Origin of the sequence: Xanthomonas sp. 1678, assembly GCF_031455575.1 — a bacterium.
Classification (GTDB): Bacteria; Pseudomonadota; Gammaproteobacteria; order Xanthomonadales; family Xanthomonadaceae; genus Xanthomonas_A.
The window spans coordinates 569,463-595,426 of record NZ_JAVDSZ010000003.1 but is presented as its reverse complement, the minus strand read 5'-3'; the positions used below and the strand labels follow the sequence as shown (position 1 = coordinate 595,426).

The following is a 25,964-nucleotide window of genomic DNA, read 5'->3' as shown; positions in this document are numbered from 1 at the left end:
CGTCGTCGGGAATTGCCGTGCCGGCCGCAAGCGCGGATCGCACGGTATGCCAGTGAGTGCGGGTGGCGGGCGGTTTGGTTGAATCGCCGTGAGCGGCGTGGTGCGTATTGGCGCTTATGCGCCGCTAAGGGCTTGCTGAGGCTGCGGCATGCATGCGGCCTGCCGGCGCCGCAGCGCGTTGCGGACGATCGCGGCGAACACGCCGAGTCCGGCGCCCAGCATCAGCGCCACCGCCAGCACCAGCACCGGATTGGGAAATGCGGGGCGTTCGGGCACGTAGGCCGCCCATGGCGCGGAGGTGTCGTAGGTATAGCGCGCGCCGAGCCGGGCGCGCAGGTCGTCGCGCTCGGACTTCAGGCTGCGGATGACCGTGTTCTTCTCCGACAGCAGCATGTCGCCGAGCAACTGCTGCTCGACGCTGCCCTTGCCCTCGGCCTGCTGTTGCAGCAGGCGTGCGCGCTCGGCCTGGGTCGCGGCGAGTTCGCTGTCGATGTCCTGCAGGCGTTCGCGCGTCTGTTGCATCGGCACGGCCTGGATGCGCCGGTGCAGCGCCTGCAGCTGCGCCGTCGTCGCCGCGGCCAGGGCGCGGGCCTGCTGCGCCGAATCGGCACGCAGGCTCAACTCGATCAGGTTGGCATAGGGATCCGGGTCCAGTTTCAGGCTGCTGCGGTACAGCGCGGCCTCGCGCCCGTTCAACGGCAGGCCCAGGCTGTGCAGCACCTGGTCCTGGAACAGCCGCGTCTTGATCCGTTCGATCACGCGCTGGAACGGCTCCAGCTTGGGATCGCGCCCGGATGGGGTCGGGCCGAATTCGCCGACCTGCACCCACGCGGTGGCCTGCCACTGGCGCGTGGCGACCTGCAGGAAGGCGAACGCCAGCGCCAGCGCGGCGAGCAGCGGCAGCACGCACCACGTCCATTCGCGCCGCAGGATCCGCCACAGGTCGATCAGGTAGATTTCGTCTTCTTTCATGGCAAGGCACTTCCTGGAGAAAAAGGTGGCGGCACCTGCCCCGCCCTGCCCGGTGCTGCCGCCAGCGCCGCGCGGCGGTTCGGCAGCAGCGCGCTGCAGGCGTGCAGGACCAGGCACAGCGCGATGAAGCCGGCGTTGGTCCAGGTGAAGGCCTGCGGCGCGAACGGCGACATCAGGCAGGCGTAGGCGATGCGCAGGAACACCAGCAGGTTGAACAGCGACACCGTGCTGCCGAGCAGGCGCACGCTCCACAGCAGCGTCGCGTACAGCGCCAGCATCGCGGCCAGCGCGGCGCCGGCGCCGCCAGCCAGCAGGAACGGGAAGAACTCGGTGCCGACGTTGATGTTCGGCGCATCCAGCGGAATGCCGGTGCCGGCGGTGGCGATCGAGCCGCTCAGCGGCACCAGCTGGTTGACCAGGAAACTGGCGTTGACGTAGTCCTTGGCCAGCATCGCGCCGAAGTTGTACGGGCCGGCGCCGATGTACAGCAGCAGCCACTTGATGCCCTGCGGCGCGGCGCGGTACAGCGCGCCGAACGGCAGCGTCACCGAATCCAGCGAGCCCGAGCGCAGCGTGCCCAGCAGCGAGAACGCCGCGCCGCCGGCGACCAGCAACGCCACGATGGCCTTCCACGGCACCGGCCGCGCCGGATCGCGCCGCAGCAGCAGGAGCAGCGCGAAGCTGAACAACGCGGCGAAGATGCGGTTGCGGTCGATCACCAGCACCGGGAACACGAAGCCGGCGACGATCATCGCGTTGCGCAGCGCCTTGTCGCGCACGCACAGCAGCGCGATCGGCGGCAGGATCCAGCACATGTTGGACAGGTGCCGCACGTGCGAATGCAGCGGCGTCAGGTCGGCATAGGCGGAAGGATTGGTGAACAGCGGGATCGGGAACAGCGCCAGGTCCAGCACGCAGAACACGCCGACCAGCGCGGCCAGGCACAGCGCGACGAAGGCCTCGCGGGTGCCGGCATAACGGCGCGCGCGAAACGCGGCCAGCGACGGCAGGCGGATGCCGTGCAGCGCATCCAGCAGCAGCGTTGTCGCGGCCGCGGCGGCCAGCAAGGCGATGCCGGCGGCATAGCCGGGCGGCAGATCGAAGCTGAGCAGGGTCAGCGCGCAACTGAACAGCAGCGGCAGGCCGAAATAGCTCGACGGCAGGCGCAGCAGGCGTTTCATGCGCGCTCGGCCAGCGGCGCCGCGGCGGCCGGCCGCAGGCGCGCCAGCAGCGACAGCCAGGCATGCGCCAGCAGGTGCCCGCCCAGCACCGCCGGCTGGCGCCGCAGGAACGCGATCTTGGCCGCGATGTAGTGCGCCTGCGCATGCAGCAGCGTGCGGCACGGCGCATCGAACAGCGCCGCGCGGCGCAGCGCCACCTGCCGCGACTCGGTCAGATTGGCCAGGCGGCTGGGCAGGTGCCGGGTCCTGCTGGCGTTGGCGCCGTGCAGCCGGTACGCGCAGACACCGACGTCGATGAAGCCCAGCGCATCGCGTGCGACCAGGCGCAGGAAGAAATCCCAGTCCTCGATATGCAGCTCTTCGTCCCAGGCCACGCGCGCCTGCAGCGCGCTGCGCCGGACCAGGGCCACCGCCCCGCTCACCGCCCAATGCCGGATCACCGCGCGGCGGATGCCGGCGTCGCTCAGGTACAGGCGTTTGTCCACGCCGTGCAGGTCGCGCATGCTGCTCTGGTGCAACAGGCGCCCGTCCGCGTCGACCACCACCGCATCGCCGATCACCGCGGTCTTGCTCGGCGCAGCGCGCAGATAGGCGACCTGCGCGGCCAGACCGCCCGGCAACAGGTAGTCGTCGCTGGCGCCCAGGCGCAGGAACTCGCCGCTGGCCATCGCCACCAGGTGGTTCAGCGTGGCAGCGATGCCGCGGTTCTCGCGCGGCCAGAACCGCACCGGGATGCGCTGTCCATGCAGCGCGATCCACTCGGCGATGCGCGCGGCGGTGGCGTCGCTGGAGCCGTCGTCGACGATCACCAGCTCCTTGTTCGGATACGGATCCTCCAGCACGCTGTCCAGGCAGCGCTGCACGAAGCGTTCATGGTTGAACGCCGGCACCAGCACCGACACCAGCGGCATGTCGCCGCGCAGTCCGCGTTCGTCCATCAGCGCAACCCTCCCAGATAGCGCCGCACCACCACGACGTTGAACGCCAGGTACAGCGCATAATTGACCGCGAATGCGTATGCCGCCCCGATCAGGCCCATGCGCGCGGTGAACAGATAGACCAGCCCGAGATAGCTGGCGGCGAACACGCATTCTGAGATCACGAACAGCCGCGTCATCGCCTTGGCCAGCATCAGGTACGACAGCACGAACGAGGCGATCTTGATCACGTCGCCGACCAGCTGCGGCGCGTACAGCGGCGCGGCGGCGGCGAAATCGGCGGCGAACAGCAGCCGGGTGATCCAGTCGCGGCACAGGTAGATCGCCGCGGCCAATGCGATCACCGCCGGCAACACGTAGCGGTAGGCGGTGCGCAGTTCCAGCAGCAGCCCGGCACGGTCGCGCAACGCTGCCAGCTTGGGCAGGTAATAGACGTTGATCGCCGTGGTGAAGAACAGCAGATAGGCCTCGGAGACCTTGCTCACCGCCTGCCAATAGCCGACCTGCTGCCAGCCGAAGGTGTCGGCCAGATGGTCGCGCACGCCGATATTGACCAGCAGCGGCAGCAGCGCCGAAGTCAGCGTCATCACCGAGAACGCGGCCAGGCGCCGGGTCATTTCCGCATCGAAGCGGATGCGCAGCATGTCGCGGCGGAAGTACGGGCTGCGCCGCAGCGCCGGCAGGCCGGCGCACAGCCACAGCACCTGCCCGGCGACCAGCGCCAGCAGCGCGCCGTACAGCTGCAGCCAGCGCGACAGCCACAGCACCACCAGCACGCTGAGCACCGAGCCGGCGACCTGGATGAAGGCCAGCCGGCGCACGTCCATGAAACCGTTGACCACCGCCAGGATGTAGTTGACCAGGGCGATGCCGAGCTGGGCCACGGCCAGCACGCAGATCAGGCTCTGGTACTGCGGATCGCCGAGCAGGCGCTGCGCGATCTGGCGGCTGAACAGCAGCGCGACCACCCCCATCACGCAGGCGGCGCAGCAGGCATAGCCCAGCGCCGCGCCGAGCAGCCGCGCCAGTTTCTGCGCATCGTCGCGGTATTCGGCCACGTACTTGACGATGCCCGCGCCGATGCCGCCGCCGGCCAGCACCGCCAGCAGCGACATCAGGCTGGTGAACTGGCCGAGCCGGGCCACGCCGGCCGGCCCGGCATACACCGCGACCAGCTTGAGCACCAGTAACGCGGCCAGCAGCTTGGCCGCGGTGGCCACGCCGCTGTACACGCCGCTGCGCAGCACGTTCATGCCGTTGTGGCCTCGAACGCCAGACAGGCGTCGATCACCCGCTGCACCGCGGCCGCATCCAGGGTCGGGTCGATCGGCAGGCTCAGCACCTCGCGGTGCAGTTGCTCGCATAGCGGCAAGCTGAGCCCGCTCAGTGCGGCATAGGCCGGCTGCCGGTGCGGCGGCAGCGGATAGTGCACCACGCAGTGAATGCCGCTGGCCAGCAGATGGCGCTGCAGCGCGTCGCGCCGGGCGCAGCGCACCACGAACAGATGCCAGGCGTGAGCCGCCTCGTCGGCCACCTGCGGCAACTGCAGCTGCGGATGCGCGATGCCTGCGCGATAGCGCCGCGCCACATCGCGGCGCAGGGCGATGTCGGCATCCAGGTAGTGCAGCTTGACCCGCAGCAGCGCCGCCTGCATTTCGTCCAGGCGCGAGTTCACGCCTTGCACCAGGTGCCGGTACTTGATGTCCGACCCGTAGTTGCGCAGCATCCGGATCTGCGCGGCCAGCGCGGCGTCGTCGGTCGTGACCGCGCCGCCATCGCCGAGCGCACCCAGGTTCTTGCCGGGGAAGAAACTGAAGCCGGCGGCGTCGCCGAAACTTCCGGCGTGGCGCCCATGCAGGCGCGCGCCGTGCGCCTGCGCCGCGTCCTCGATCAGCAGCAGGCCGTGCTGCCGCGCCAACGTCCGCAACGCGGCCATGTCCGCCAGCTGGCCGTACAGATGCACCGCCATGATCGCCCGTGTGCGTGGGCCGATCGCCCGCTCCACGCTGGCCGGATCCAGGTTGAAGCTGACCGGATTCGGCTCCACCGGCACCGGCAGCAACCGGCTCTCGCTGATCGCCAGGAAGCTGGCGATGAAGGTGTTGCCCGGCACGATCACCTCGTCGCCGTCGCGTAGCCGGCCCAGTTCGCGGTAACCGCGCAGGATCAGGCTCAGCGCGTCCATGCCGTTGCCCACGCCGATCGCATGTTCGGTGCCGCAATAGGCGGCGAACTCGCGCTCGAACGCGTCGAGCTCCTCGCCCAGCACATACCAGCCCGAGTCGATGACCCGCGCCGCCGCGGCCTTCAGTTCGTCGGCATAGCGGGCGTTGAGCGCGCGCAGGTCCAGGAACGGCACGCTCATCGCAGGTCCCAGGCGTAGAAATCGTGGACCACGCCGCGCGCGCCGAAGCGCTCCTTCTGCGTGACCAGGCCGTCGTTGAGCACCTGGCCCTGCTGCTCGGTGGAAATGCCCAGGCTGAAGTACTCGCGCTGCGCGTAGCGGTGTTCGATCAGGTCGGCCAGCAGCAGGCTCAGCGCGTCCACGCGCCGGCCCTGTTCGGAACAGGCCAGGTACTGGGTGTGCACCACGCGGCCGAAGTCGTACAGCAGCGTGCCGGCCAGCAGGCTCTCGCCGTCGCGCACTTCGTACAGCACCAGCTGTTCCGGGAAGCGCCCGCACAACAGGCGCAGTTCCTGCAGGCTGTGGGTGGGCGTGGCGCCGTGGCGCTGCAGTACCTCGCTCAGCAGCGCATGGAACGGTGCCGGATCGTCGCTGCGCTGCACGCGCAGGCCGGCCCTGCGCGCCTTGCCGATCGAGCGCCGCCGTTCGGCGGCGAAGCGCAGCGGCTCGCGCAAGGCGATCGCCGAGGACAGGTCGCGGCGTTGCAGCCGCGCACCGAGCCGATGCAGGGCGTAGAGATCCTCTTCCGCCGGCGACGCATGGAACAGGTGCGGCACCGCCTTGTACAGCAACTCGTGCACGCCGCGGGCGCGGTAATGCGCGGCGATCTGCTCGAACACGTCCAGCGTCGTCGCCGCGCGCAGCCCATGCGCGGATAGCAGCCCGGCATAGCTCAGCCCGGCATGGCTGACCACGCGCGTGCCCTCGATATTGGCCGGGAACACTGCAAGCAGCGCACCGCCGCGTTCGACCAGCAGCGAGGCGTCGACGAAACGCTCGGCGTGGTAGTTCATGTAGCCGCGTTGGTGCAGCAGGTTGCCGTTGCGGGATTCGGCGATCAAGGCGTCCCAGGCCGGCGCGTCGGCGGCGGTATAGGGCCTAACCGAAATCATCGCCGCTCCCCTCGCCTGCGCCCTGCGCAAGCGGCGCCACCGCCACGCCGAAGCCGTCGCGGCCCATGTCGTTGCCGTTGTAGAACATCAGCACGCGGTCGCGGTGCCGGATCAGCGCCGGATAGCACAGCGTGCGCGCGTCCCAGCCGCCGGGCGAAAGCGCCAGGCCAAAGGCGTCGTCGCAACGCTGCCAGTGGCGGCCGTCGGCGCTGCGCGCCACGCCGGGGAAATACGCACCGCCGACGTTGCCGCGGGTGAAATACATCAGGTAGCCGCCTTGGTGACGGTACACGCGCGGGCGGCCGATACGGTATTCGCTGCCCTGCGGTTGCAGGCACAGCGTGTCCTGGCGCGGGATCGCCTGCAGGTCGTCGGTCTCGGCATGGCGGATGTGGTAGCGCGGGAACGGCGTGCCGTCGATCTGCTCCCAGTCGTCGCCGACCGCGTACCACAGCCGCCAGCGGCCGTGCTCGTAGCGTGCCGAATGCACCGCGGCGATGGTGCTGCGCCCGGGCGCGCGGTCCAGCAGCGGCGTGTCCTGGCGGCGCTGGAACGTCTCGCCGCCGTCGCGGGACACCGCCAATCCGGTGAAGGCCAGGAACTTGGCCTTGGCCACGCGCTGGAAGCCGACATAGAACATGTACAGCCCATCCGGCGCGGCGACCACGTCGCCGAGGATCATGCCGTTGTCGTCGAAGCAGCCGTCGCGGCCGATGTCCAACACCGGCGTGGCGCTGACGCGCACCACCCGGGTCGGATCGTCGCCGCGCACGTCGACGTAGCCGATGCGGCTGATCCCGGCGTCGTCGCGGAAGCCGGCGTAGACGCGGATCAGCTCGGCGTCCAGGCGATGCGGCGTCGGCGTCAACGCCGAATGCCGCATCCAGCCGCCGACGCCGTCGCGTACGGTGGCGAACGCCAGGCCGCGTTTGCTCCAGTCGAACATGGCGTCAGAGCGTCACGTCGAAGCTGGACTTGCCGGCCACCGCGCGCGCCGGCGCGCCGACGTAGACCCGGCCCGGCTCGGTGTCGCGGGTGACCAGCGCGCCGGCGCCGATCACGTTGTCCGCGGCGACCTTGACCCCGTCGCTGAAGGTGGCATTGACCCCGACGAAACTGCTTTGGCCGATCTCGCAGTAGCCGGAAATCACCGCATGCGAGGCGACGAACACGTGGTCGTGGATCACTGTGCGGTGGCCGATGTGGTTGCCGCTCCACAGGATGCAGTTGTCGCCGATGCGGGTGAACGGCTGCACCACATTGCCTTCGAACACGAAACAGTTCTCGCCCAGCTGCGCATTGCGCCAGACGAAGGCGCGCGAACTGACGTAGCTGGCCAGGCGATAGCCGCGGCGCTTGGCGTCGAGGAAGAACCGCGTGCGCAGCCGGTTGAGGCCGCTGGCGGGAATCGCCACGAACGCCTCGACCTCGGCCGGCGGGTACAGCCGCTCCAGCTCCTCGTACGCTACCACCGGGCGCTCGGCCAGGGTCGGCGCGACGATGTAGTCGCGCTCGGCGCTGAAGGCCAGCACCTCGTAGTCGCTGTCGTGGCTGAAGTATTCGCAGGCGATCTGCGCCAATTCGCCCGCGCCAATGATGACCAGCGGTTTCGCCATGTCCCTACGCCTCCTGCCTGCGTTCGCCGGCGGCTTCGCGCAGGAAATCGTCGTAGTCGAGGATGTAGTCGGCCGGATCGTAGGCCTGGTCGGCCAGCACCATCAGCACGCAATCAGCGCTGAAATCGTACAGGTCGCGCCACACCATGCTGCCGAGCAGCAGGCCCTGGCAAGGGTCATCCAACACCACCTGCACCGGTCCGCTGCCGTCGTCGAGCAGGAACGACACCGAGCCATGCAGGGCCACCGCCAATTGGTTCAGATGGCGGTGCGCGTGCTGCCCGCGGTGCACGCCGTGCTTGGTCGCGAACAGGTAGTACACGCGCCGGATGTCGAAGGGCACGTCGCGTTGCTGCTCCAGGGCCACGAGCAGACCGCGCTCGTCGCCGTGCGTACGCAACTGGATTCGTTCGATTGCCATGAATGTGTCCGACACGGACTCCGACGCGGAGTTACCAGGCTGAGTGCTTCCGGTCGGCGCAAAGGTTGCGCCATGCCGCGCGCAACGCCGATGCGAAGGCCGCCGCCACGCCGACGCAACCTTTTGCCGCGCCCCCGGCACCCATCTGCGACCACCACTGCGCCGCCCCGCTGCGCGCTCGGCAGTGGCCGCACGACGCCGCGAGCGGCAGCGCGCATTCCATCGACACGACCTGGACAGGGCACGCCACCATGACTTCATCCACGCAGGCCGACGACAATCTCGCCCTTTCCGAAGCGCCAGGGCATCCGCCGCGCACCTCCGCAGGCGCGGCGCTGCCGCGGCCGATGGTGGTGCTGCACTGGCTCACCGTGCTGTGCCTGGTGTTGGCGGCAGGGCTGATCCTGTTGCGCGAAGAGGTCGATGGCCGCGCCGTACGCCAATGGTTGCTGGAGGGGCATCGGCATTTCGGCCTGTTCGTACTCGGCCTGTTCTTCCTGCGCGTGGCGCTGCGCCTGCGCCTGGGCAAACGCCACGACCCCGATGCCGCCTCGCCGCTGCTGCGGGCGCTGGCCGGACTCACCCACGTGGTCATGTATGCGCTGCTGCTGACCCTGCCGGTGCTGGGCTGGGCGCTGAGCCAGTCCATGGGCAAGCCGGTGCATCTGTTCGCCGCCACGCTGCCGGAACTGGTCGCCCCCGATCCGGATCTGGCCGACACGCTCGGCGCCTGGCACGTGTATGCCGCCTGGGCGCTGCTCGGCCTGATCCTGCTGCATATCGGTGCCGCGCTATGGCACCACTTCGTGCGCCGCGACGACACCCTGCGGCGAATGCTGCGCTTCCGCCGCGGCTGAGCCGCGCTTACGCCCTTCCCTCGTCCGCCGCCGCGCCGACCCGCTCAAGGACCCATCGCATGCAGACCGCCCCGTCTCCTTCTTCCTTCTTCCGTCCCGGCACGCGGCGTGGCGCCGAGCAGGTCCTGCTGTGGTCCACGCTCGGTTCGCTGTTGCTGCTGGTCAGCCCGCGCGCCGCGGCGGTACCGGCGTTCGCGCGGCAGACCGGCTCCTCCTGCGCGGACTGCCACATCGGCGCCTACGGCCCGGCGCTGACCCCGTACGGCATGCGCTTCAAGCTCAACGGTTACACCGACAGCGACGGCAACGGCACCAAGGTCCCGGTCTCGGCGCAGCTCATCGGCACCCGCAGCGTGCCGGTACGCGGCAAGACCAACAACCAGCTCAGCGAGGGCGACCTGTACCTGGCAGGGCGCGTCAGCGACAACATCGGCGGCTACATCAAGGTCTCCAGCACCAACAACGGCAAGGACAAGTTCACCACCAAGCTGGACAACATGGACCTGCGCTTCGTCGCCAAGACCTTCAAGTTCGGCGGCAAGGACGCCCTGCTCGGGGTCAGCGTCAACAACAATCCGGGCAGCCAGGACCCGATCGGCGTGCTGCCCAACGCCTCCGGCCTGGGGCCGGCCTCGGCCTACGCCAGCTCCACCACCCTGCTCAACCAGTCCTCGCTGTCCAACCGGGTGATCGGCACCAGCGTCTACGGCGTCTACGACCGCAACTGGTACGGCGAGATCGGCACCTACAACGCGCTGCCGGTCTCCACCCAGGACGACCTCGGCTACGCGGTCGGCGGCGACCCGGGCAAGCTCAGCGACACCGGCTACCTGCGCCTGAGCTACATGAAGGACATGAAGAAGCAATTCTTCTCCGCCGGCGTGGTCGCCCTGACCACCCATCGCCAGCTGCCGCGCAGCACCGGCCCGCGCGACGACTTCACCGACCTGGGCTACGACCTGAACTACCAGTTCCTGGGCACCCGCGAGCACATCCTCAAGCTCGGTTATCTCAACATCTACGAGCGCCGCCGCTACGGCAGCGCGGCGATCGACCCGGCCGACCCCAGCGTGGCCGGGCTGCGCCGCGGCAGCATCCGCGACCAGTCGATCAACCTCAGCTACACCTACAAGCAGAGCTACGGCCTGCTGCTGGCGCACTTCATCAATACCGGCTCGGACGACGCGTTCCGCTACAGCCCGTACGGCGCCCCGGACACCACCAGCAACCTGATCAGCGCCTCCTGGGCGCCGTTCGGCAAGGACGACGCGTTCACCTCGATCGCCAATATGCGCCTGTCCGCCACCTGGTTCCGTTTCAGCAAGTTCAACGGCACCACCGGCAACGTGTTCGGCGCCCTGCCGGTAACCCGCCCGCACGACCTGAACCAGTTCTCGCTGGCCCTGAGCCTGGCGTTCTGAGCACACCTTCCCCCACGTACGGATCGTCATGAAACCAGCCAATGCAGTTCCCCTGTGGTGCACCCTGATGGCCAGCCTGCTGCCGCTCGGCGCCGCGCTCGCGCCCGCCGCGCATGCCGGCGGCGGCCTGCCCGGCGCCGGCGTGTTCGCCACCGAATGTGCCGAATGCCATAGCGCGGCGCCGGGCAAGAACAAGAAGGGCCCGACCCTGTTCGGCGTGGTCGGACGCAGCGCCGGCAGCGTGCCCGACTACCGCTACTCGGACGCGATGAAGAAGACCCAGTGGACCTGGAGCGACGACAAGCTGCGCAGCTACCTGTCCCAGCCGGCGTCCAAGGGCATCCCCGGCGCCAACATGAAGTACGACGGGCTGGACGACAGCAAGCAACTGGAAGATCTGATCGCCTATCTCAATTCCCTGCATTGAAGTCGGCCCCCGGCCCCGGCATAGTCGAAACTGAACCCGGCGTCCGCCGCCGGGTGTGTGCCGTGTCGCCGCCAGTGCGCAATGCCGATAATGGCGATCGTCCACGGGGCGGGCGCTCCAGCGTTGCCGCTGCCACGCGCCCAGCGTCCTCTGCGATCCGACCTGCGACCATCGAGCGACCGTGCACAACCGCCCCTTCCGCCGCCGGCTCCCCGTCCCCGACCGCCCTGCCCGCGACCGCCATGCATGGGCATCTTGACCGGCATGACCGCGCTCGCAGGTGACCTGGCGCAGCGTGCCGCGCGCCTGCGCCCGCTGCGCGGCACGCTGGCGCTGGCGGCGGCGCTGTGCCTGCCGGGCACGGCGCTGGCCGCCAAGCTGGGCGGCGCGGTCGGGCTCAGTTCGCAATTGGTCGATCGCGGCATCGCGGTGACCGCCGACACCCCGTCCCTGCAGGTCGCCGGCTATTGGTTGCCCGCGCCGGGCTGGTCGCTGGGCGCGTCCGCCAGTACGGCGCTGGACGCGCCGGGCCACCAGTTGCTGACCACGATCGAGCTGTCGCGCAGTTGGACCCTGTCCGACAGCTGGCAGATGCAGGCCGGGCTGTTGCGCTACGACTACCCCGGCAACCGCATGAACCGCCTGTTCAACCGCAACGAGGCCAGCCTCGGCTGGTCGTACCGGGACCGGCTGAGCGTGTCGCTGGCCGCGTTCGAGCTGCCCGACAGCTACCGTGGCCGCTGGTACGGCGCGGCCGACCTCACCGTGCACCAGCCGCTGCCGGGGCAGCTGTCGCTGTCGGCCGGGATCGGCATCAGCCAGGCCCCGCCGGCGCTGTACGGGCTGGACTACGCTGACCACTACAGCTATGGCCACGCCGGGCTGATGTGGAACGGCGGCGCGTGGAGCGTGGAGATCGACCGCGTGTTCAGCGATGCGCGCAGCATCTACGCCAGGCGCGGCAACGGGATCTGGCCGTGGGTGGTCACCGTGTCGCGCGCCTTCTGATCCGCACACGCAACCTTTCCGTGCCGATCCGGCACATACCGGTGCCCGTTGCCAAGCCAGCCCTCCATGACCGACACCGATCCACTTGGCGATGCCACCGACCGCATGCTGCTCCGGCGCATGGCCGGCGGCGACCGCGATGCGCTGGCCACCCTGTACCGCAACTACCACGGGCGGCTGTGCCGGTTCCTGTCGCGGCTGACCCGGCGCCCGGACATCATCGAGGAGGCGATCAACGACTGCTTCTGGATCGCCTGGCAGAAAGCCGGCGATTTCCGCGGCGACTCGCAGGTGTCGACCTGGATCATGGGCATCGCCTACCGCTGCGGGCTCAAGGCGATCCGCCACCACAGCGACGAGGCGATCGAGGACGGGGTGAGCGCCGAAGAGCATTTCGCCTCCTCCGCCGACCCGGACGAGGACCGCGAACTGCGCGACTGGCTGGGCAAGGGCCTGGAGCGGCTGTCGGCCGACCAGCGCATGGTGGTCGAACTGGTCTACGGCCTGGGCCACAAGCTGGAAGAAGTCGCGGCGATCATGCAGTGCCCGGTGGGCACCATCAAGGCGCGGCTGTTCCACGCCCGGGTCAAGCTGCGCAACGTGCTGCCGGGATTGGCCGGCGGCGCTTCCCCTCTGACGGAGAGCGCGTCATGAAGACAGGCTTCAACGAGCCGGGCAACGAGTGCTCGCACGCCTGGGAACTGATGCCGTGGGTGCTGCAGGCCAGCGCCACGGAAGAACAACACGAGTGGCTGATCGCGCATCTGGCCAAGTGCAGCTTCTGCAGCGCCGAGTTCGCGCAGCAGAGCCGGCTGCGCATGGCGATGTCGCTGCCCAGCGACGTGCCGGTGGATGCCGAGGCCGGACTGCAGCGCCTGCTCGGCCGCTTCGACGCGCCCGAGCCGCAGCGCCTGCCGGCGCGCGTGCGCCCCAGCTGGACCACACGGGCGCTGGTCGCCGCGGCGCTGGTGCAGGCGGTCGGGCTGGGCGTGCTCGGGGCCAGGCTGTCCGCCAGCGACCAGAGCCAGGGCGCCAGCTACCGCACCCTCAGCGACACCGCGCAGCCGCTGGCGAGCGACGCGATCCGCGTGGTGCCGGATGCGCGCATGACCCTGGCCGACTGGGACGCGGTGCTGCGCAAGCTGCAACTGCGCGTGGTCGGCGGCCCCAACGGCGCCGGCGCCTACACCGTGGTGCCGGTCCAGGCCGGCTCGCCGGCGCAGCCGCAACGCAGCGTGCAGCAGTTGCGTGCGACGCCCGGCATCCGCCTGGCGGAACCGATTTCCGCCCCATGAACCTGCGTCGCGCCTGCCTGCTCGTCGCCTGCCTCGCCCTCGGCGCCTGCGCCCATGGCGGCCGCGGCGGCGCGTCTGCGGCGGCCCCGGCGACGCCGGCGAAGACGCCGGCCATGGACGCCTCGCCGGCCTTGGACAGCCAGCGCCAGATCGTGCTGGCGGTGGCCAACCCGATGGCCGCGCCGGGCCGGCATGCCGGCTCCAACCTGATCGGCTATGCCTCTTCCAAGTACTACGGTGCCGGCACCCAGGCGGTGGCGACGCTGGACGCGCTGACCCAGCGCTACGGCCTGCGCCAGGTGACCGGCTGGCCGCTCAAGCCGCTCGGCCTGTACTGCGTGGTGCTGGAGCCGGCGCCGGGCATCGAGCGCGACACGCTGCTCGCGGCCCTGGCCAAGGACGAACGCGTCGCCCTGTCGCAGCCGCTGCAGGACTTCGCCACCTACGCCGATCCCGCGCCCGCGCCGGCCAGGCCCGCGCAAGCGCTGCGCTACAACGACCCCTACGTGGACATGCAAAGCGGCTTCGCCGCGACCAACGCCGCCACCGCGCAGGTGCTGAGCCAGGGCCAGGGCGTGAGCGTGGCCATCGTCGATACCGGCGTGGATACCGCCCACCCGGACCTGCAGGGCCGGCTGCGCGAGGTGCGCGACCTGGTCGGCGCCGACCCCGCCGCGTTCAATCGCGATCACCACGGCACCGAAGTGGCCGGGATCATCGCCGCCGGCAGCAACAACCGTCTCGGCATCGTCGGCATGGCGCCCAAGGCCATGCTCGACGTGTACAAGGCCTGCTGGTATCCGCAGCGCGCCGGCGCCGGCGCCGGCTGCAATTCCTTCACCCTGGCCAAGGCCTTGGTGGCGATCGGCGACACCCGCGCGCGCATCGTCAACCTGAGCCTGGGCGGCCCGGCCGACCCGTTGCTGCGCAAGCTGCTGGAGCAGTTGCTGCGGCAGGGTCGCATCGTGGTCGCGGCGATGCCGCCGGACGGCCGCCTGGACGGATTTCCCGATGCCACCCCGGGCGTGATCGTGGTGCGCACCAGCAGCAGCGCCACCGCGTCGCCGCCGGGCGTGCTCAGCGCGCCGGGCGAGGACATCCTCACCACCCAGCCCAACGGCGGCTACGACTTCACCTCCGGCTCGTCGATGGCCACCGCGCATGTCAGCGGCGTGGTCGCGCTGCTGCTGGCGCTGGCGCCGCAGCTGGACGCGCGCAGCGTCCACGAACTGCTGCAGCGGACCAGCCGGCAACGCGACGGCCTGCTGCAGGTCGATGCCGCCGCCGCGGTGCAGGCCCTGCCCCGCGCGCCCGCGACTGCGCGCTGAGCGTGGCGGCCATGGCCAAGTGGATTCCGCAATGGATGCATCGGCTGGCCTCGCCGGCGACGTTCTACCGCGTCGCCGGCACGATCCGGCCGTGGGCGCTGGGCGCGGCGCTGGTGCTCGGCGCGGTGGCGTTCTACGGCGGCCTGGTGCTGGCGCCGCCGGACTACCAGCAGCACGACGCCTACCGGATCATCTTCATCCACGTGCCCAGTGCCTGGATGAGCCTGTTCGTCTATGTCGCGATGGGCGCGGCCGGCTTCGTCGCCCTGGTCTGGCGGCTGAAGCTGGCGGAAGTGGCGTGCATGGCCTCCGCCTCGATCGGCGCCGCGTTCACCTTCATCACCCTGTGCACCGGTTCGCTGTGGGGCAAGCCGATGTGGGGCACGTGGTGGACCTGGGACGCGCGGCTGACCTCGGAACTGGTGCTGCTGTTCCTGTACCTGGGCGTGATCGGCCTGTACCGCGCGACCGAGGATCCGCGCCAGGGCGCGCGCGCCGCGGCGTTGCTGGCGCTGGTGGGGCTGATCAACCTGCCGATCGTGCATTTCTCCGTGGTCTGGTGGAACACCTTGCACCAGGGCTCCACGGTGCGCGTGCTCGGCCCGTCGAAGATGCCGCTGGCGATGCTGTGGCCGCTGCTGACCGCGGTGCTGGCGAGCAAGTGCTACTACCTGGCCAGCCTGCTCGGGCGCATGCGCACCGACCTGCTGGCACTGGAGCGCGGCAAGGGCTGGGTGCGCGCGCTGGCGCTGGCCGTCCCCGTGCCGCCAGCGGCGCAGGCGACCGCGGCCGTGGCAGCGGAACGCACGGCATGAGTGGCTTCTGGGCGATGGGCGGCTACGCCGCCTACGTGTGGACGGCCTACGCGCTGTTCCTGCTGGTGCTGTTGCTGGACACGCTGCTGCCGCGCTGGCGGCAACGGCGCCTGCTCGCCGAGACGCGCGCGCAGGTGCTGCGCGAACAGGCGCGCCGCCAACGCGGCGCCTCTTCCCGCTTGCCCGGTAGCGCCGATGAATCCCACCCGTAAGCGGCGCCTGCTGCTCGTGCTGCTGGTGCTGGGCGCCGCCGCGCTCGCCACCGGCCTGTTCGTGCTGGCCCTGCAGCACAACATCAGCTACCTGTTCACGCCGAGCCAGGTGCAGGCCGGCCAAGCCGACGGCTACCGCGTGTTCCGCCTCGGCGGCATGGTCAAGGCCGGCTCGATCCGGCGCAGCGCCGATTCGCTGCGGGTGGAGTTCACCGTGATCGACAAATCCGGCGCCACCGCGGTCGCCTACACCGGGATCCTGCCGGACCTGTTCCGCGACAACCAGGCGGTGATCGCCACCGGTTCGCTGCATGGCGCCGGTTTCGTCGCCACCGAGGTGCTGGCCAAGCACGACGAGACCTACATGCCGCAGGAACTGAAGGACGCGATGGCGCAGGCCCATGAGGGTCGCACCGCGGCGGCGGTTTCCGCGTCGGCCGCCACGTCCGCAACGCCATGACGCGGATGCCGCCCTGCCGCGCCACGCTGCGCTGGCCGCAATCGGCCGCCCTGCCGCAATGACCGCCGAACTGGCCCAACTCGCGCTGATCCTGGCCCTGCTGCTGGCGCTGGCGCAGGGCGTGCTGCCGCTGCTCGGCGCCTGGCGCGGCGATCGCGCGTTGATGGCGGTGGCGCGGCCGGCGGCCTGCGCGCAGGCGCTGTTCGCCTGGCTGGCCTTCGCCCTGCTCGCGTATGCGCTGCTGCGCCTGGATTTCTCGGTGCGCTACGTGGCCGCCAACGCCAACCTGGCGCAGCCCTGGTACTACCGGCTGGCCGCGGTGTGGGGCGCGCACGAAGGCTCGCTGCTGCTGTGGATCGCCATCCTCAATCTGTGGACGGTGCTGCTGGCGCGCAGCAGCCGGCACCTGCCGGAAGCATTCGCCGCGCGCGTGCTCGGCGTGCTCGGCCTGGTCGCTGCCGGCTTCCTGGCGTTCGTGCTGTTCACCTCCAACCCGTTCGCGCGGCTGTCGCCGATGCCGCTGGACGGCAACGAACTCAACCCGGTACTGCAGGACCCGGGCATGGTGTTCCACCCGCCGGTGCTCTACACCGGCTACGTCGGTTTCTCGGTGGCCTTCGCCTTCGCCATCGCCGCCCTGCTCGGCGGCGAACAACAGCAGGCCTGGGTGCGCTGGGCGCGGCCGTGGACCAACGTCGCCTGGGGCTTCCTCACCGCCGGCATCGTCGCCGGCAGCTGGTGGGCCTATGCCGAGCTGGGCTGGGGCGGCTGGTGGTTCTGGGATCCGGTGGAGAACGCCAGCTTCATGCCGTGGCTGGTCGGCGCGGCGCTGATCCACACCCAGGCCGTCACCGAAAAACGCGGCGCGCTCGGCGCCTGGACCCTGCTGCTGTCGATCCTGGCCTTCTCGCTGTCGCTGCTGGGTACGTTCCTGGTGCGCTCGGGCGTGCTGACCTCGGTGCACGCCTTCGCCGCCGACCCGCGCCGCGGCCTGTACATCCTCGGCTTCCTGATCGTGGCGGTCGGCGGTGCGCTGCTGCTGTACGCGCTGCGCGCGCCGCGGTTGGCCGCCGGCAAGCCGTTCGCGGCGCTGTCGCGGGAAACCGCGATTCTGGTCGGCAACCTGATGCTGACCGTGGCCGCGGCGATGGTGCTGCTGGGCACGCTGTTCCCGCTGCTCGGCGATGCGCTGCGCTTGGGCAAGGTCTCGGTCGGCCCGCCGTACTTCGGCCTGCTGTTCCCGCTGCTGATGCTGCCGGTAGTGCTGCTGCTGCCGTTCGGCCCCTACCTGCGCTGGGGCCGGACCGAACCCGGCGCGCTGCAGGCGGTGGCCGTGCGCGCGGTGCTGGCCGCACTGGCCTGCGCACTGGTCGCCTTCGTGCTGACCGACGGCTCGGCACGTGCGGTGGCAGGGGCCGCCGCCGCGGTGTGGATCGGCGTCGGCACCGCGCTGTACGCGTACAAACGCCTGCGCGAAGCGCCACGCGGGCGCCGTTTCCCGGCGGAGCTGGCCGGCATGCTGCTGGCCCATGCCGGCGTGGCGGTGTTCGTGGCCGGCGTGCTGCTGTCGGAAAGCCTGTCGATCGAGCGCGACGTGCGCCTGGCGCCGGGGCAGAGCGAACAGATCGGCGGCTACGCGTTCCGCTTCGACGGCGTGCGCATGATCGACGGCCCCAACTGGAAGGCCGAGCAAGGCACGCTGACGGTGAGCCGCGACGGTGCGGCGGTGGCGGTGCTGCATCCGCAGAAGCGCCTGTATTCCAGCGAGCGGATCCAGACCGAGGCGGCAATCGATGCCGGCGTCGCCCGCGACCTATACGTCGCGCTGGGCGAGCCGATGGACGACCAGCACATCGAGAACGCCTGGACCCTGCGCCTGTACTACAAACCCTTCATCCGCTGGATCTGGCTGGGCGGCCTGCTGATGATGCTCGGCGGGTTCGTCAGCGCCTGCGCGCGCCGGCTGCGTGCGCCGCATGCGGTCGCGCACGCTCCGGGCCTGGTCGCGCCTGCCGCCCCGGTGGAAGCGGGCGTATCGCCATGAGCCGGCTGCTGCCCCTGCTCGGCTTCCTGCTGCTGGCCGCGCTGTTCGGCTTCGGCATCTACTGGAGCCGCGTGCACGACCCGCGCGAGGTGCCCTCGCCGCTGATCGGCAAACCGGCGCCGGCGTTCTCGCTGCCGCGCCTGGACGATCCCGCGCAGCGCGCCGGCAGCGCCGAGTTGCGCGGCCGCCCTTACCTGCTCAACGTGTTCGGTAGCTGGTGCCTGGCCTGCGGCGAGGAACACCCGGTGCTGCTGACACACGCCAACGACCTCGGCGTCGCGCTGATCGGCTACGCCTACAAGGACGACCCGCGCGACGCGCGCGCCTGGCTGGCGCAGCGCGGCAATCCGTATGCGCTGGTGGTGGTCGACCAGGACGGCCAGCACGCGATCGACTTCGGCGTCTACGGCGCCCCGGAAACCTTTCTGATCGATGCCCAGGGCGTGATCCGCTACAAGCATGTCGGCGTACTGACCCCTGCGGTGATCGCCGAAGAACTGCGCCCGGCGATCGCCGCGCTGGACGGAACGCAGCGATGAGCGGGCCATTCGCGCGGACGCCACGCGGCCGGCCATGGACCACGCCGTGGCTGGCCTTGCTGGCCTTGCTGCTGCTCGCCCACGCCTTGCCGGCGGCGGCGCAGGCGGTGGATCCGTTGCCGTTCCAGGATCGGCAGCAGGAACAGCGCTTCCAGCGCCTGACCGCGCAATTGCGCTGCCTGGTCTGCCAGAACGAGAACCTGGCCGACTCCAACGCGACGCTGGCGCGCGATCTGCGTCACCAGGTGTTCGCGCAATTGCAGGCCGGCCGCAGCGACGCGCAGATCAAGCAGTACATGGTCGATCGCTACTCGCAGTTCGTGCTCTACGACCCGCCGCTGGCGCCGGCGACCTGGCTGCTGTGGTTCGGTCCGCTGCTGTTCCTGCTCGGCGGCGCGGCCATGGTCGTGGCCACGCTGCGGCGCCGGGCCGCCGCAGCGGCGCACGCGCCGCCGGAACAGGAGCCGGAAGAACAATGGTGACGGCCGGTTTCTGCGTCGCCACCACGCTGATGGTGGCCGTCGCATTGAGCGCATTGCTGTGGCCGCTGCTGCGCCGGCATCCGGGCGCGCGCACGCGACGCATCGCCGCCGCGGCGCTGCTGGCAGCGACGCTGCCGCTGGCGAGCGCCGGCCTGTATCTGCTGGTCGGCGACCCGGCCGCACTTGCCGGCGTGCCCGTGCAGGCCCCACCGGCGCCCGACCCGGCCGTGGCGCAGCGGGCACTGCAGCAATGGCTGGACCAGGCCGCCGCGGCGGTGCAGGCGAAACGCAGCGCCGAAGCACGCGACGCCTACGCGCAGGCGCTGCGGATCGATCCGGACGACAACGAGGCGATGCTCGGCTGGGTCGAGGCGGATATGGCCCAGCAACCCGATTTCGCCGTCGGCGCGACCGCGCACGGCATGCTCGAGCGCGTGCTCGCGCAGCAACCGGACAACCAGCGCGCCCTGTGGATGCTTGGCATCCGCGAATTCCAGCAGCACCGCTACGCCAACGCCGCGGCGCACTGGCGGCGCCTACAAGGCCTGCTGCCCGAGGCTTCCCCGCTGCGCGAGGCGGTGGCGCAGAAAATCGCCGCGGCCGAAGCGATGGCTGCGGTGCCTGCCCCCACGAGCGCTGCGACGCGCTGAAGCTGGCTCGACCGAGTGCCTTCGCCGGCGGCCGCACCTGCTCGGAGAGCGGTCTTGATCCTGTCTTTTCAGCGCAGGCGGCATTTGAATGGCTTCGCAATGTGGTTCGCTCGTGCATGCAAGTCTTGGATCCCAAGCCTTCCGGCCGTTCGGCCGTTCGGCGCCCGAGCCTGCGAAAACCAGTCGAGGTTCCATCCCCGCGCATGCAAGCCCTGTCAGCTTCGACCCAGGAGCCCGCCGCAGGCATGGCGAGGCGCAGCCTGGGATAGCCGCCGGCCAGCGCCAGCTGGCCGCTTTGCCGGATTTCAGGGCGCCTTCGAAGGAGCGGTTGGCGGTTCGCTGATCCATGCGTCCCACTTGCAGGCGCCGCGCAGCACAGCCATGCCACGCGTTGCACGCGGAAGATAGGAATGCGTATCATTAACGTGATCGGCATCCCTGCTGCCGCCACGCCCCCGCCTAGCCGATGCCAAGCCGGTGCTTTTCCCCGACAAGGCTTCCATGCATCCAGTTGCTCCCGCCCCCCTGCCCGATCCCCGCGTCCCGGGCACGACCGCCACGCCGCGGCGTCCGTTGCCGCCCTGGTTGGGCGTGCTTTCGCGCAGCGTGGCGGCGATCTTCGGCGGCTATGCGCTGGCCGCGGCGACCTCTGCGCTGTTGCCGCTGCTGTGGCCGTCGCTGCGTGCGCAGGCAGTGCTGAGCGGCATGATGCTGGGCATCCTGGTTTGCGCCTGCACCGCGCTGTGGGCGTTCGCCACGCGTAGTGCGACGCGCGCCTGGCTGGGGATTCTCGCGGTGCTGGCGCCGATGGCGCTGGCCATCGCCTGGCTGCAGCAGCACGCGCCATGAAGCAGGGATTCCGCCAGTCGATGGCTTGGCTGCATACCTGGACCGGCCTGCTGGTCGGCTGGGTGCTGCTGCTGATCTTCATGGCCGGCACCGCCAGCTATTTCCGCGACGAAATCAGCCGCTGGATGCGTCCGGAGCTGCCGCATGCGCAGCTGAGTACCGACACCGTCGCCGCGCGCGCGATCGCGCTGCTGGAACGCGAAGCGCCGCAGTCGCCGCAATGGACGGTGGCGCTGCCGGGCGCGCGCTCGTCGTTCACCCAGGTGTTCTGGCGCAATCCACCGCCGGCCGACGGCAGCAAGCAGAGCCGCAAGCAGAGATTCGGCGACGCCTTGCTGGATCCGCTCAGCGGCCGCGCCAGCGCCGCGCGCGACACGCGCGGCGGCGACTTCTTCTATCGCCTGCACTTCGACCTGCACTACATCCCGGTGATGTGGGCGCGCTACATCGTCGGCTTCTGCGCAATGTTCATGCTGGTGGCGATCATCACCGGGGTCATCACCCACAAGAAGATCTTCAAGGACTTCTTCACCTTTCGCCCAGCCAAGGGGCAGCGTTCGTGGCTGGATTTCCACAACGTCAGTGCGGTGCTGGCCCTGCCCTACCACGCGATGATCACCTACACCGGGCTGGTCACGTTGATGCTGATGTACTTGCCGTGGGGCATCAAGGTCGCTTATCCGGATGCCGAAGCGGCGTTCTACGCCGAGGCCTTCCAGCAGCCGGAAAATACCCGCGAGGCCAGCGGCGAGCCCGGCCGGCGCCTGCCGATCGCGCGGCTGCTGGACGTGGCGCGGGCCGAATGGGGCGCGCAGGCGCAGATCGCCGGGTTCTCGCTGTACAACCCGGGCGACGCCGCGGCGGTGATCGAGATCCGCCAGGGCGGCGGTCAGCGCCTGGCCTACGATCCGCCGTCGCTGCTGCTCGACGCCGGCAACGGACAGGTCCTGGCGCGCAGCGGCCAGCCGGGCGCCGCCGCGCAGACCCGCAGCACCTTGTACGGCCTGCACTTGGCGCACTTCGCCGGGACCGGGCTGCGCTGGCTGTTCTTCGGATCGGGCCTGCTTGGCTGCCTGATGGTCGCCAGCGGGGTGATCCTGTGGGCGGTCAAGGAGCGGCCCAAGCATGCCAAGGCCGGCAGGATCGGCTTCGGCCTGCGCCTGGTCGACGCCTTGAACATCGGCGCGGTGGCCGGGCTGCCGATCGCCTTCGCCGCCTATTTCTGGGGCAACCGGCTGATCCCGCTGCAGGTGGCCGAGCGTCCGGACCAGGAAGCGGCCGTGTTCTTCCTCGCCTGGGCGGCGGCGCTGCTGGCCGCCTTCGTCTGGCCCAGGCGCGCGATGTGGGCCTGGCAGCTGTATCTGGGCGCGGCCTTGTTTGCGCTGCTGCCGGTGCTCAATGCGCTGACCACCGATGTGCATCTGGGCATGACCTTGCCGGCCGGCGATTGGGCGCTGGCCTCGGTGGATCTGGTGTGCTTCGGGCTGGGCTGCGCGCTGGCGGTCGCCGCGCGGCGCATGCAGCGCTGGCAGCCGCCGTTGTCGGCGGCCGAACGTCGTGCCCGCGAACGCGCGGCATCGGCGCAGCCGGCGTCGGTCGCGGCGCTGGAAGCGCGATGAGCCTGCTCGGCCTGGGCCTGGCCTTCTCCGGTTTCGTCGCGCTGTGCCTGGCGATGGAGAAACACCAGTTGGAGCTGCACGGTGCGCAGCGTGCCACGCCGGCGCGGATGCGCCAGCTGCGGAGCGTCGGTTGGCTGCTGCTGGCCGCGGCGTTCGCGTGTTGCGTGACGGCGCTGGGCTGGACCATCGGCCCGGTGCTGTGGCTGGGCACGCTCAGCGCCAGCGCTGCGCTGCTGACCTACGGACTGCTCCCCTATCGGCCTCGCGCCATCGTGCCGCTGGCGCTGGCGGCACCGCCGCTGGGCTTGGTCGCCGCGCTGTTGTCCTAGCGCGCCTGGCCAGCGCCGCTCACTTGTCGGCGCCGACAACCGGCGGACGCAGTTCCGTCGCCACGCGGGCGCCGCCGATCACCAGCAGCAGGCCCGCCGCCAGGGTGATCGCCAGGTACACCGGCACCATGCCGCCGCGCCCGCCGCGCAGGAACAGCAGGCTCTCCATCATCAGCGAGGAGAACGTGGTCAGGCCGCCGAGCAGGCCGACGATCAGCAGCGCCCGCCAGTACGGTGCGCTGGCGCCCTTGCCTTCGATCCAGACCAGCAGGAAGCCGCCGAAGAACGCGCCGACCAGGTTCACCGTCAGCGTGCCCCACGGAAAGCCGGCGCCGTAGCGCTGCAGCAGTGCGCTGCCGACGGCGAAACGCAGTCCGGAGCCGACCGCGCCGCCGGCCATCGCCAGCAGCAGTTGCTGCCACCACAGGGCGAAGTTCATGGGTGGCTCCGGCATGCGGCGGCAGCGCGTGGAAAGGCAAGGACGAAGGGCGGCATCGTGGTCTCCGAAAAAGGCGATGCCGGGGCGCAGGCCTGCCGCCCCGGCGAGGGTTGGGCAGGCATCATCAGCGCGCAGGTGCTGCGGGCGGTTCGAGGAGGAATGCCATCTCCTGGGCCCGATTATGGCCGCGGAAGCTTGGCCTTGTCAGCCCGCGCCTGCTCGCGCGCGGCGCGCAAGCGGTCCAGCTTGTCCTTGAGCTTAATCTCCAGGCCGCGCTCGACCGGCCGGTAGTACACGCGCTCGCCCATCGCATCCGGAAACCCGGTCTGGTCCAGGGCGATGCCGCCCTCGGCGTCGTGGTCGTATTGATAGTGCTCGCCGTAACCGAGGTTCTTCATCAGCTTGGTCGGCGCGTTGCGCAGATGCAGCGGCACCTCCTGGGTGCCGCTCTCGCGCACTTCGGCCTTGGCCTGGTTGAAGGCGGCGTAGCCGGCGTTGGACTTGGCGGTGCTGGCCAGGTACAGCACCAGCTGCGCGAAGGCCAGTTCGCCTTCCGGGCTGCCCAACCGTTCGTAGATGTCCCAGGCTTCCAGCGCCATCTGCTGCGCGCGCGGATCGGCCAGGCCGATGTCCTCGATCGCCATGCGGGTCAGGCGCCGCGCCAGGTAGGACGGATCGCAGCCGCCGTCGAGCATGCGCGTCAGCCAATACAGCGCGGCGTCCGGATTGGAGCTGCGCACCGATTTGTGCAGCGCCGAGATCTGGTCGTAGAACTGCTCGCCGCCCTTGTCGAAGCGGCGGGTGCGGTCGGCCAGCACCTGCAGCAGGGTCTGCGGGGTGATCTGGCCACCCTCGCCCTGGGCCAGCTCCGCGGCGATCTCCAGCAGGGTCAAGGCGCGCCGCACGTCGCCGTCGGCGGCGCCGGCGATCTCCAGCAGCGCCGCGTCCGACACCTGGATCGCCTCGCCGCCCAGGCCGCGCTCGCTGTCGTGCAGCGCCCGCTGCAGCGCCTCGACGATGTCCTGCGGCGACACCGGTTCCAGCACATGCACGCGGCAGCGCGACAGCAGCGCCGAGTTCAGTTCGAACGACGGGTTCTCGGTGGTGGCGCCGACGAACAGGATGGTGCCGCGCTCGATGTGCGGCAGGAACGCATCCTGCTGCGACTTGTTGAAGCGATGCACCTCGTCGACGAACAGCACGGTGCGGCGCCCGTCGGCGAAGCGCTGCGCGGCCTCGGCCAGCACCAGCCGCACCTCCGGCAGCCCGGACAGCACCGCCGAGATCGCCTTGAATTCGGCCTCGGCGTACTGCGCCAGCAGCAGCGCCAGCGTGGTCTTGCCGCAGCCCGGCGGCCCCCACAGGATCATCGAATGCACACGCCCGGACTCGACCGCGCGGCGCAGCGCGCTGGCCGGCGCCAGCAGGCGCTTCTGCCCGACCATCTCGTCGAGCGTGCGCGGGCGCATGCGCTCGGCCAGCGGACGCATCGCATCGCGATCGACGCTCAGCAGGTCGGGGGTATCGGGGGCGAGGAGTCTGCGTTTGGCCACCTGCACATTCTATCGCCGGCGCCCGTGCGCCGCGCGTCGCGGTGCGCCTGCGCGGCGCGGACGCGGGCCGGCGCAGCGCTACAATCGCACGCCCCTCCTCCGCCGAGTGTCCGCGCCATGAGCCACCATCGCACGCTGGATGCCTTCACCCACGCGCACGACTTCCTCGGCGAGCGTCACGAACGCAATGCGCGCCGGACCTGGGCGGTGGTCGCGCTGACCGCGGCGATGATGGTGGTGGAGATCGTCGCCGGCTGGTGGACCGGATCGATGGCGCTGCTCGCCGACGGCATCCACATGGCCACCCATGCCGGCGCGCTGTCGCTGGCCGGCTTCGCCTATTGGTTCGCACGCCGCCACCGGCACAATCCGCGCTTCAGCTTCGGCACCGGCAAGGTCGGCGACCTGGCCGGGTTCTCCAGCGCGCTGATCCTGGCGCTGATCGCCCTGGGCATCGGCGTGGAGTCGGCGCTGCGCCTGGCGCAGCCGGTGCAGATCGCCTACGACGAGGCGCTGTGGATCGCCGCGCTGGGCCTGCTGGTGAACCTCCTCAGCGCCTGGATGCTCGGCGCCGACCATCACCATGGGCACGAGCACGGACATGGCCATCCGTCGCACGCGCATTCGCCCGCCCCCGCCGCGCAACGCCATGCGCATCGCCACGATCACCATCACGATCACGATCACCGCGGGCAGGAGCACGCCCATGACCATGACCATGGGCACAACCACGCGCATGCCGGCGGCGCCCACGACCGCCACGCGCACACCGACCACAACCTGCGCTCGGCCTACATGCACGTGCTGGCGGACGCGATGACCTCGGTGATGGCGATCGTCGCGCTGTTGTTGGCCAGGCAACTGGGCTGGCTCTGGCTGGACGCGTTGATGGGCATCGTCGGCGCCATCGTCATCGCGCGCTGGTCGATCGGGCTGCTGCGCGACACCGGCGCGGTGCTGCTCGACGCCTCGGCGCCGGCGGCGCTGCAGGCGCAGATCCGCGAGCGTCTGCAACAGGACGACGAGCGCATCGCCGACCTGCACGTGTGGCGGGTCGGTCCCGGCCAGCACGCGGCGATCGTGTCGCTGGTGACCCACCGGCCGCGGCCGGCGGCGTTCTACCACGCGCGCCTGCAGGGCGTGGCGACGCTGGGGCACGTCAGCATCGAAGTGCAGACCTGCCCCGATTGAGCCGGCGCGGCGTGGCCGCGG

29 protein-coding genes and 1 riboswitch are annotated in these 25,964 nt (G+C 70.4%); of the genes, 18 read left to right on the top strand and 11 right to left on the bottom strand.

Translation table 11 applies throughout. The features are described from left to right. Positions 1-114 precede the first annotated feature (114 nt). The 9 genes from J2Y70_RS08765 to J2Y70_RS08725 are packed head-to-tail and all read right to left on the bottom strand — an operon-like array spanning position 115 to position 8,425. Positions 115-972 (bottom strand): Wzz/FepE/Etk N-terminal domain-containing protein, encoded by an 858-nt coding sequence (locus J2Y70_RS08765; protein WP_309915946.1) that lies wholly within the window; start codon positions 970-972, stop codon positions 115-117. Then, on the bottom strand, positions 969-2,153 hold the full coding sequence (locus J2Y70_RS08760; protein ID WP_309915942.1) for a hypothetical protein: 1,185 nt from the start codon (positions 2,151-2,153) through the stop codon (positions 969-971). Before J2Y70_RS08760 ends, J2Y70_RS08765 begins: the two co-directional genes overlap by 4 nt. Next, positions 2,150-3,091, bottom strand: a complete 942-nt coding sequence (locus tag J2Y70_RS08755; RefSeq protein WP_309915940.1) for a glycosyltransferase — start codon at positions 3,089-3,091, stop codon at positions 2,150-2,152. The genes J2Y70_RS08760 and J2Y70_RS08755 overlap by 4 nt, the downstream gene beginning before the upstream one ends. Further along, positions 3,091-4,344, bottom strand: a complete 1,254-nt coding sequence (locus J2Y70_RS08750; protein WP_309915937.1) for an O-antigen translocase — start codon at positions 4,342-4,344, stop codon at positions 3,091-3,093. Before J2Y70_RS08750 ends, J2Y70_RS08755 begins: the two co-directional genes overlap by 1 nt. Beyond that, positions 4,341-5,456, bottom strand: coding sequence for a DegT/DnrJ/EryC1/StrS family aminotransferase (locus tag J2Y70_RS08745; protein WP_309915934.1), 1,116 nt, complete (start codon positions 5,454-5,456; stop codon positions 4,341-4,343). Before J2Y70_RS08745 ends, J2Y70_RS08750 begins: the two co-directional genes overlap by 4 nt. Then, a complete protein-coding gene (locus J2Y70_RS08740; protein ID WP_309915931.1) occupies positions 5,453-6,388 on the bottom strand; it encodes a GNAT family N-acetyltransferase in 936 nt (311 codons plus the stop codon). The genes J2Y70_RS08745 and J2Y70_RS08740 overlap by 4 nt, the downstream gene beginning before the upstream one ends. Beyond that, positions 6,375-7,334 carry a hypothetical protein gene (locus tag J2Y70_RS08735; RefSeq protein WP_309915928.1) on the bottom strand — a complete coding sequence of 320 codons (960 nt, stop codon included), beginning with the start codon at positions 7,332-7,334 and terminating at the stop codon, positions 6,375-6,377. Before J2Y70_RS08735 ends, J2Y70_RS08740 begins: the two co-directional genes overlap by 14 nt. A gap of 4 nt (positions 7,335-7,338) precedes the next feature. After that, the gene (locus J2Y70_RS08730) at positions 7,339-8,004 is read right to left on the bottom strand and encodes an acetyltransferase (RefSeq protein WP_309915925.1); all 666 of its coding nucleotides are present in this window, start codon (positions 8,002-8,004) and stop codon (positions 7,339-7,341) included. A gap of 4 nt (positions 8,005-8,008) precedes the next feature. Next, on the bottom strand, positions 8,009-8,425 hold the full coding sequence (locus J2Y70_RS08725; RefSeq protein ID WP_309915921.1) for an FdtA/QdtA family cupin domain-containing protein: 417 nt from the start codon (positions 8,423-8,425) through the stop codon (positions 8,009-8,011). Between the two features lie 251 nt (positions 8,426-8,676). Between J2Y70_RS08725 and J2Y70_RS08720 the strand changes: the two genes are divergently transcribed. The 17 genes from J2Y70_RS08720 to J2Y70_RS08640 all read left to right on the top strand — a co-directional run bounded on the left by J2Y70_RS08720 (position 8,677) and on the right by J2Y70_RS08640 (position 22,760). Further along, entirely contained in the window at positions 8,677-9,282 is a 606-nt protein-coding gene (locus J2Y70_RS08720; protein WP_309915918.1) for a cytochrome b, read from the top strand. Between the two features lie 59 nt (positions 9,283-9,341). Then, entirely contained in the window at positions 9,342-10,703 is a 1,362-nt protein-coding gene (locus J2Y70_RS08715; protein ID WP_309915915.1) for a cytochrome C, read from the top strand. Between the two features lie 28 nt (positions 10,704-10,731). Continuing rightward, a complete protein-coding gene (locus J2Y70_RS08710; RefSeq protein ID WP_263398320.1) occupies positions 10,732-11,130 on the top strand; it encodes a cytochrome c family protein in 399 nt (132 codons plus the stop codon). Between the two features lie 246 nt (positions 11,131-11,376). Then, entirely contained in the window at positions 11,377-12,138 is a 762-nt protein-coding gene (locus J2Y70_RS08705; protein WP_309915911.1) for a hypothetical protein, read from the top strand. A gap of 66 nt (positions 12,139-12,204) precedes the next feature. Further along, positions 12,205-12,792, top strand: a complete 588-nt coding sequence (locus tag J2Y70_RS08700; protein WP_263398318.1) for an RNA polymerase sigma factor — start codon at positions 12,205-12,207, stop codon at positions 12,790-12,792. After that, entirely contained in the window at positions 12,789-13,433 is a 645-nt protein-coding gene (locus tag J2Y70_RS08695) for a zf-HC2 domain-containing protein (RefSeq protein ID WP_309915906.1), read from the top strand. The genes J2Y70_RS08700 and J2Y70_RS08695 overlap by 4 nt, the downstream gene beginning before the upstream one ends. After that, positions 13,430-14,761, top strand: a complete 1,332-nt coding sequence (locus J2Y70_RS08690) for a S8 family serine peptidase (protein WP_309915903.1) — start codon at positions 13,430-13,432, stop codon at positions 14,759-14,761. Before J2Y70_RS08695 ends, J2Y70_RS08690 begins: the two co-directional genes overlap by 4 nt. An 11-nt stretch (positions 14,762-14,772) precedes the next feature. Then, complete coding sequence (locus J2Y70_RS08685) at positions 14,773-15,576, top strand: heme ABC transporter permease (RefSeq protein WP_309915900.1); 804 nt, start codon at positions 14,773-14,775, stop codon at positions 15,574-15,576. Then, on the top strand, positions 15,573-15,788 hold the full coding sequence (gene ccmD / locus J2Y70_RS08680; RefSeq protein WP_263398314.1) for a heme exporter protein CcmD: 216 nt from the start codon (positions 15,573-15,575) through the stop codon (positions 15,786-15,788). Before J2Y70_RS08685 ends, ccmD begins: the two co-directional genes overlap by 4 nt. Continuing rightward, positions 15,772-16,248, top strand: coding sequence for a cytochrome c maturation protein CcmE (gene ccmE, locus J2Y70_RS08675; protein ID WP_263398313.1), 477 nt, complete (start codon positions 15,772-15,774; stop codon positions 16,246-16,248). Before ccmD ends, ccmE begins: the two co-directional genes overlap by 17 nt. A gap of 58 nt (positions 16,249-16,306) precedes the next feature. Then, positions 16,307-18,292, top strand: a complete 1,986-nt coding sequence (locus J2Y70_RS08670; RefSeq protein WP_309915894.1) for a heme lyase CcmF/NrfE family subunit — start codon at positions 16,307-16,309, stop codon at positions 18,290-18,292. Next, positions 18,289-18,831: a DsbE family thiol:disulfide interchange protein gene (locus J2Y70_RS08665; RefSeq protein ID WP_309915891.1), complete on the top strand. Its 543-nt coding sequence runs from the start codon at positions 18,289-18,291 to the stop codon at positions 18,829-18,831. Before J2Y70_RS08670 ends, J2Y70_RS08665 begins: the two co-directional genes overlap by 4 nt. After that, positions 18,828-19,313 carry a cytochrome c-type biogenesis protein gene (locus tag J2Y70_RS08660; protein ID WP_309915889.1) on the top strand — a complete coding sequence of 162 codons (486 nt, stop codon included), beginning with the start codon at positions 18,828-18,830 and terminating at the stop codon, positions 19,311-19,313. The genes J2Y70_RS08665 and J2Y70_RS08660 overlap by 4 nt, the downstream gene beginning before the upstream one ends. Continuing rightward, positions 19,307-19,963 (top strand): cytochrome C biogenesis protein, encoded by a 657-nt coding sequence (locus J2Y70_RS08655; RefSeq protein WP_309915886.1) that lies wholly within the window; start codon positions 19,307-19,309, stop codon positions 19,961-19,963. Before J2Y70_RS08660 ends, J2Y70_RS08655 begins: the two co-directional genes overlap by 7 nt. A 501-nt stretch (positions 19,964-20,464) precedes the next feature. After that, positions 20,465-20,812: a DUF3649 domain-containing protein gene (locus J2Y70_RS08650; protein WP_309915884.1), complete on the top strand. Its 348-nt coding sequence runs from the start codon at positions 20,465-20,467 to the stop codon at positions 20,810-20,812. Then, the gene (locus J2Y70_RS08645; protein WP_309915880.1) at positions 20,809-22,431 is read left to right on the top strand and encodes a PepSY-associated TM helix domain-containing protein; all 1,623 of its coding nucleotides are present in this window, start codon (positions 20,809-20,811) and stop codon (positions 22,429-22,431) included. The genes J2Y70_RS08650 and J2Y70_RS08645 overlap by 4 nt, the downstream gene beginning before the upstream one ends. Further along, positions 22,428-22,760, top strand: a complete 333-nt coding sequence (locus J2Y70_RS08640; RefSeq protein WP_309915877.1) for a DUF3325 domain-containing protein — start codon at positions 22,428-22,430, stop codon at positions 22,758-22,760. The genes J2Y70_RS08645 and J2Y70_RS08640 overlap by 4 nt, the downstream gene beginning before the upstream one ends. Before the next feature lie 19 nt (positions 22,761-22,779). Here the strand turns inward: J2Y70_RS08640 and crcB are convergent, their stop codons facing one another. Next, positions 22,780-23,199 carry a fluoride efflux transporter CrcB gene (crcB, locus tag J2Y70_RS08635; RefSeq protein WP_309915874.1) on the bottom strand — a complete coding sequence of 140 codons (420 nt, stop codon included), beginning with the start codon at positions 23,197-23,199 and terminating at the stop codon, positions 22,780-22,782. Positions 23,200-23,307: 108 nt separating this feature from the next. Then, a riboswitch (Fluoride riboswitch) is annotated at positions 23,308-23,378 on the bottom strand. Then, positions 23,379-24,689, bottom strand: coding sequence for a replication-associated recombination protein A (locus tag J2Y70_RS08630; protein ID WP_309916270.1), 1,311 nt, complete (start codon positions 24,687-24,689; stop codon positions 23,379-23,381). Positions 24,690-24,869: 180 nt separating this feature from the next. Between J2Y70_RS08630 and dmeF the strand changes: the two genes are divergently transcribed. Next, positions 24,870-25,943 carry a CDF family Co(II)/Ni(II) efflux transporter DmeF gene (gene dmeF / locus J2Y70_RS08625; protein ID WP_309915869.1) on the top strand — a complete coding sequence of 358 codons (1,074 nt, stop codon included), beginning with the start codon at positions 24,870-24,872 and terminating at the stop codon, positions 25,941-25,943. Positions 25,944-25,964 lie beyond the last annotated feature (21 nt).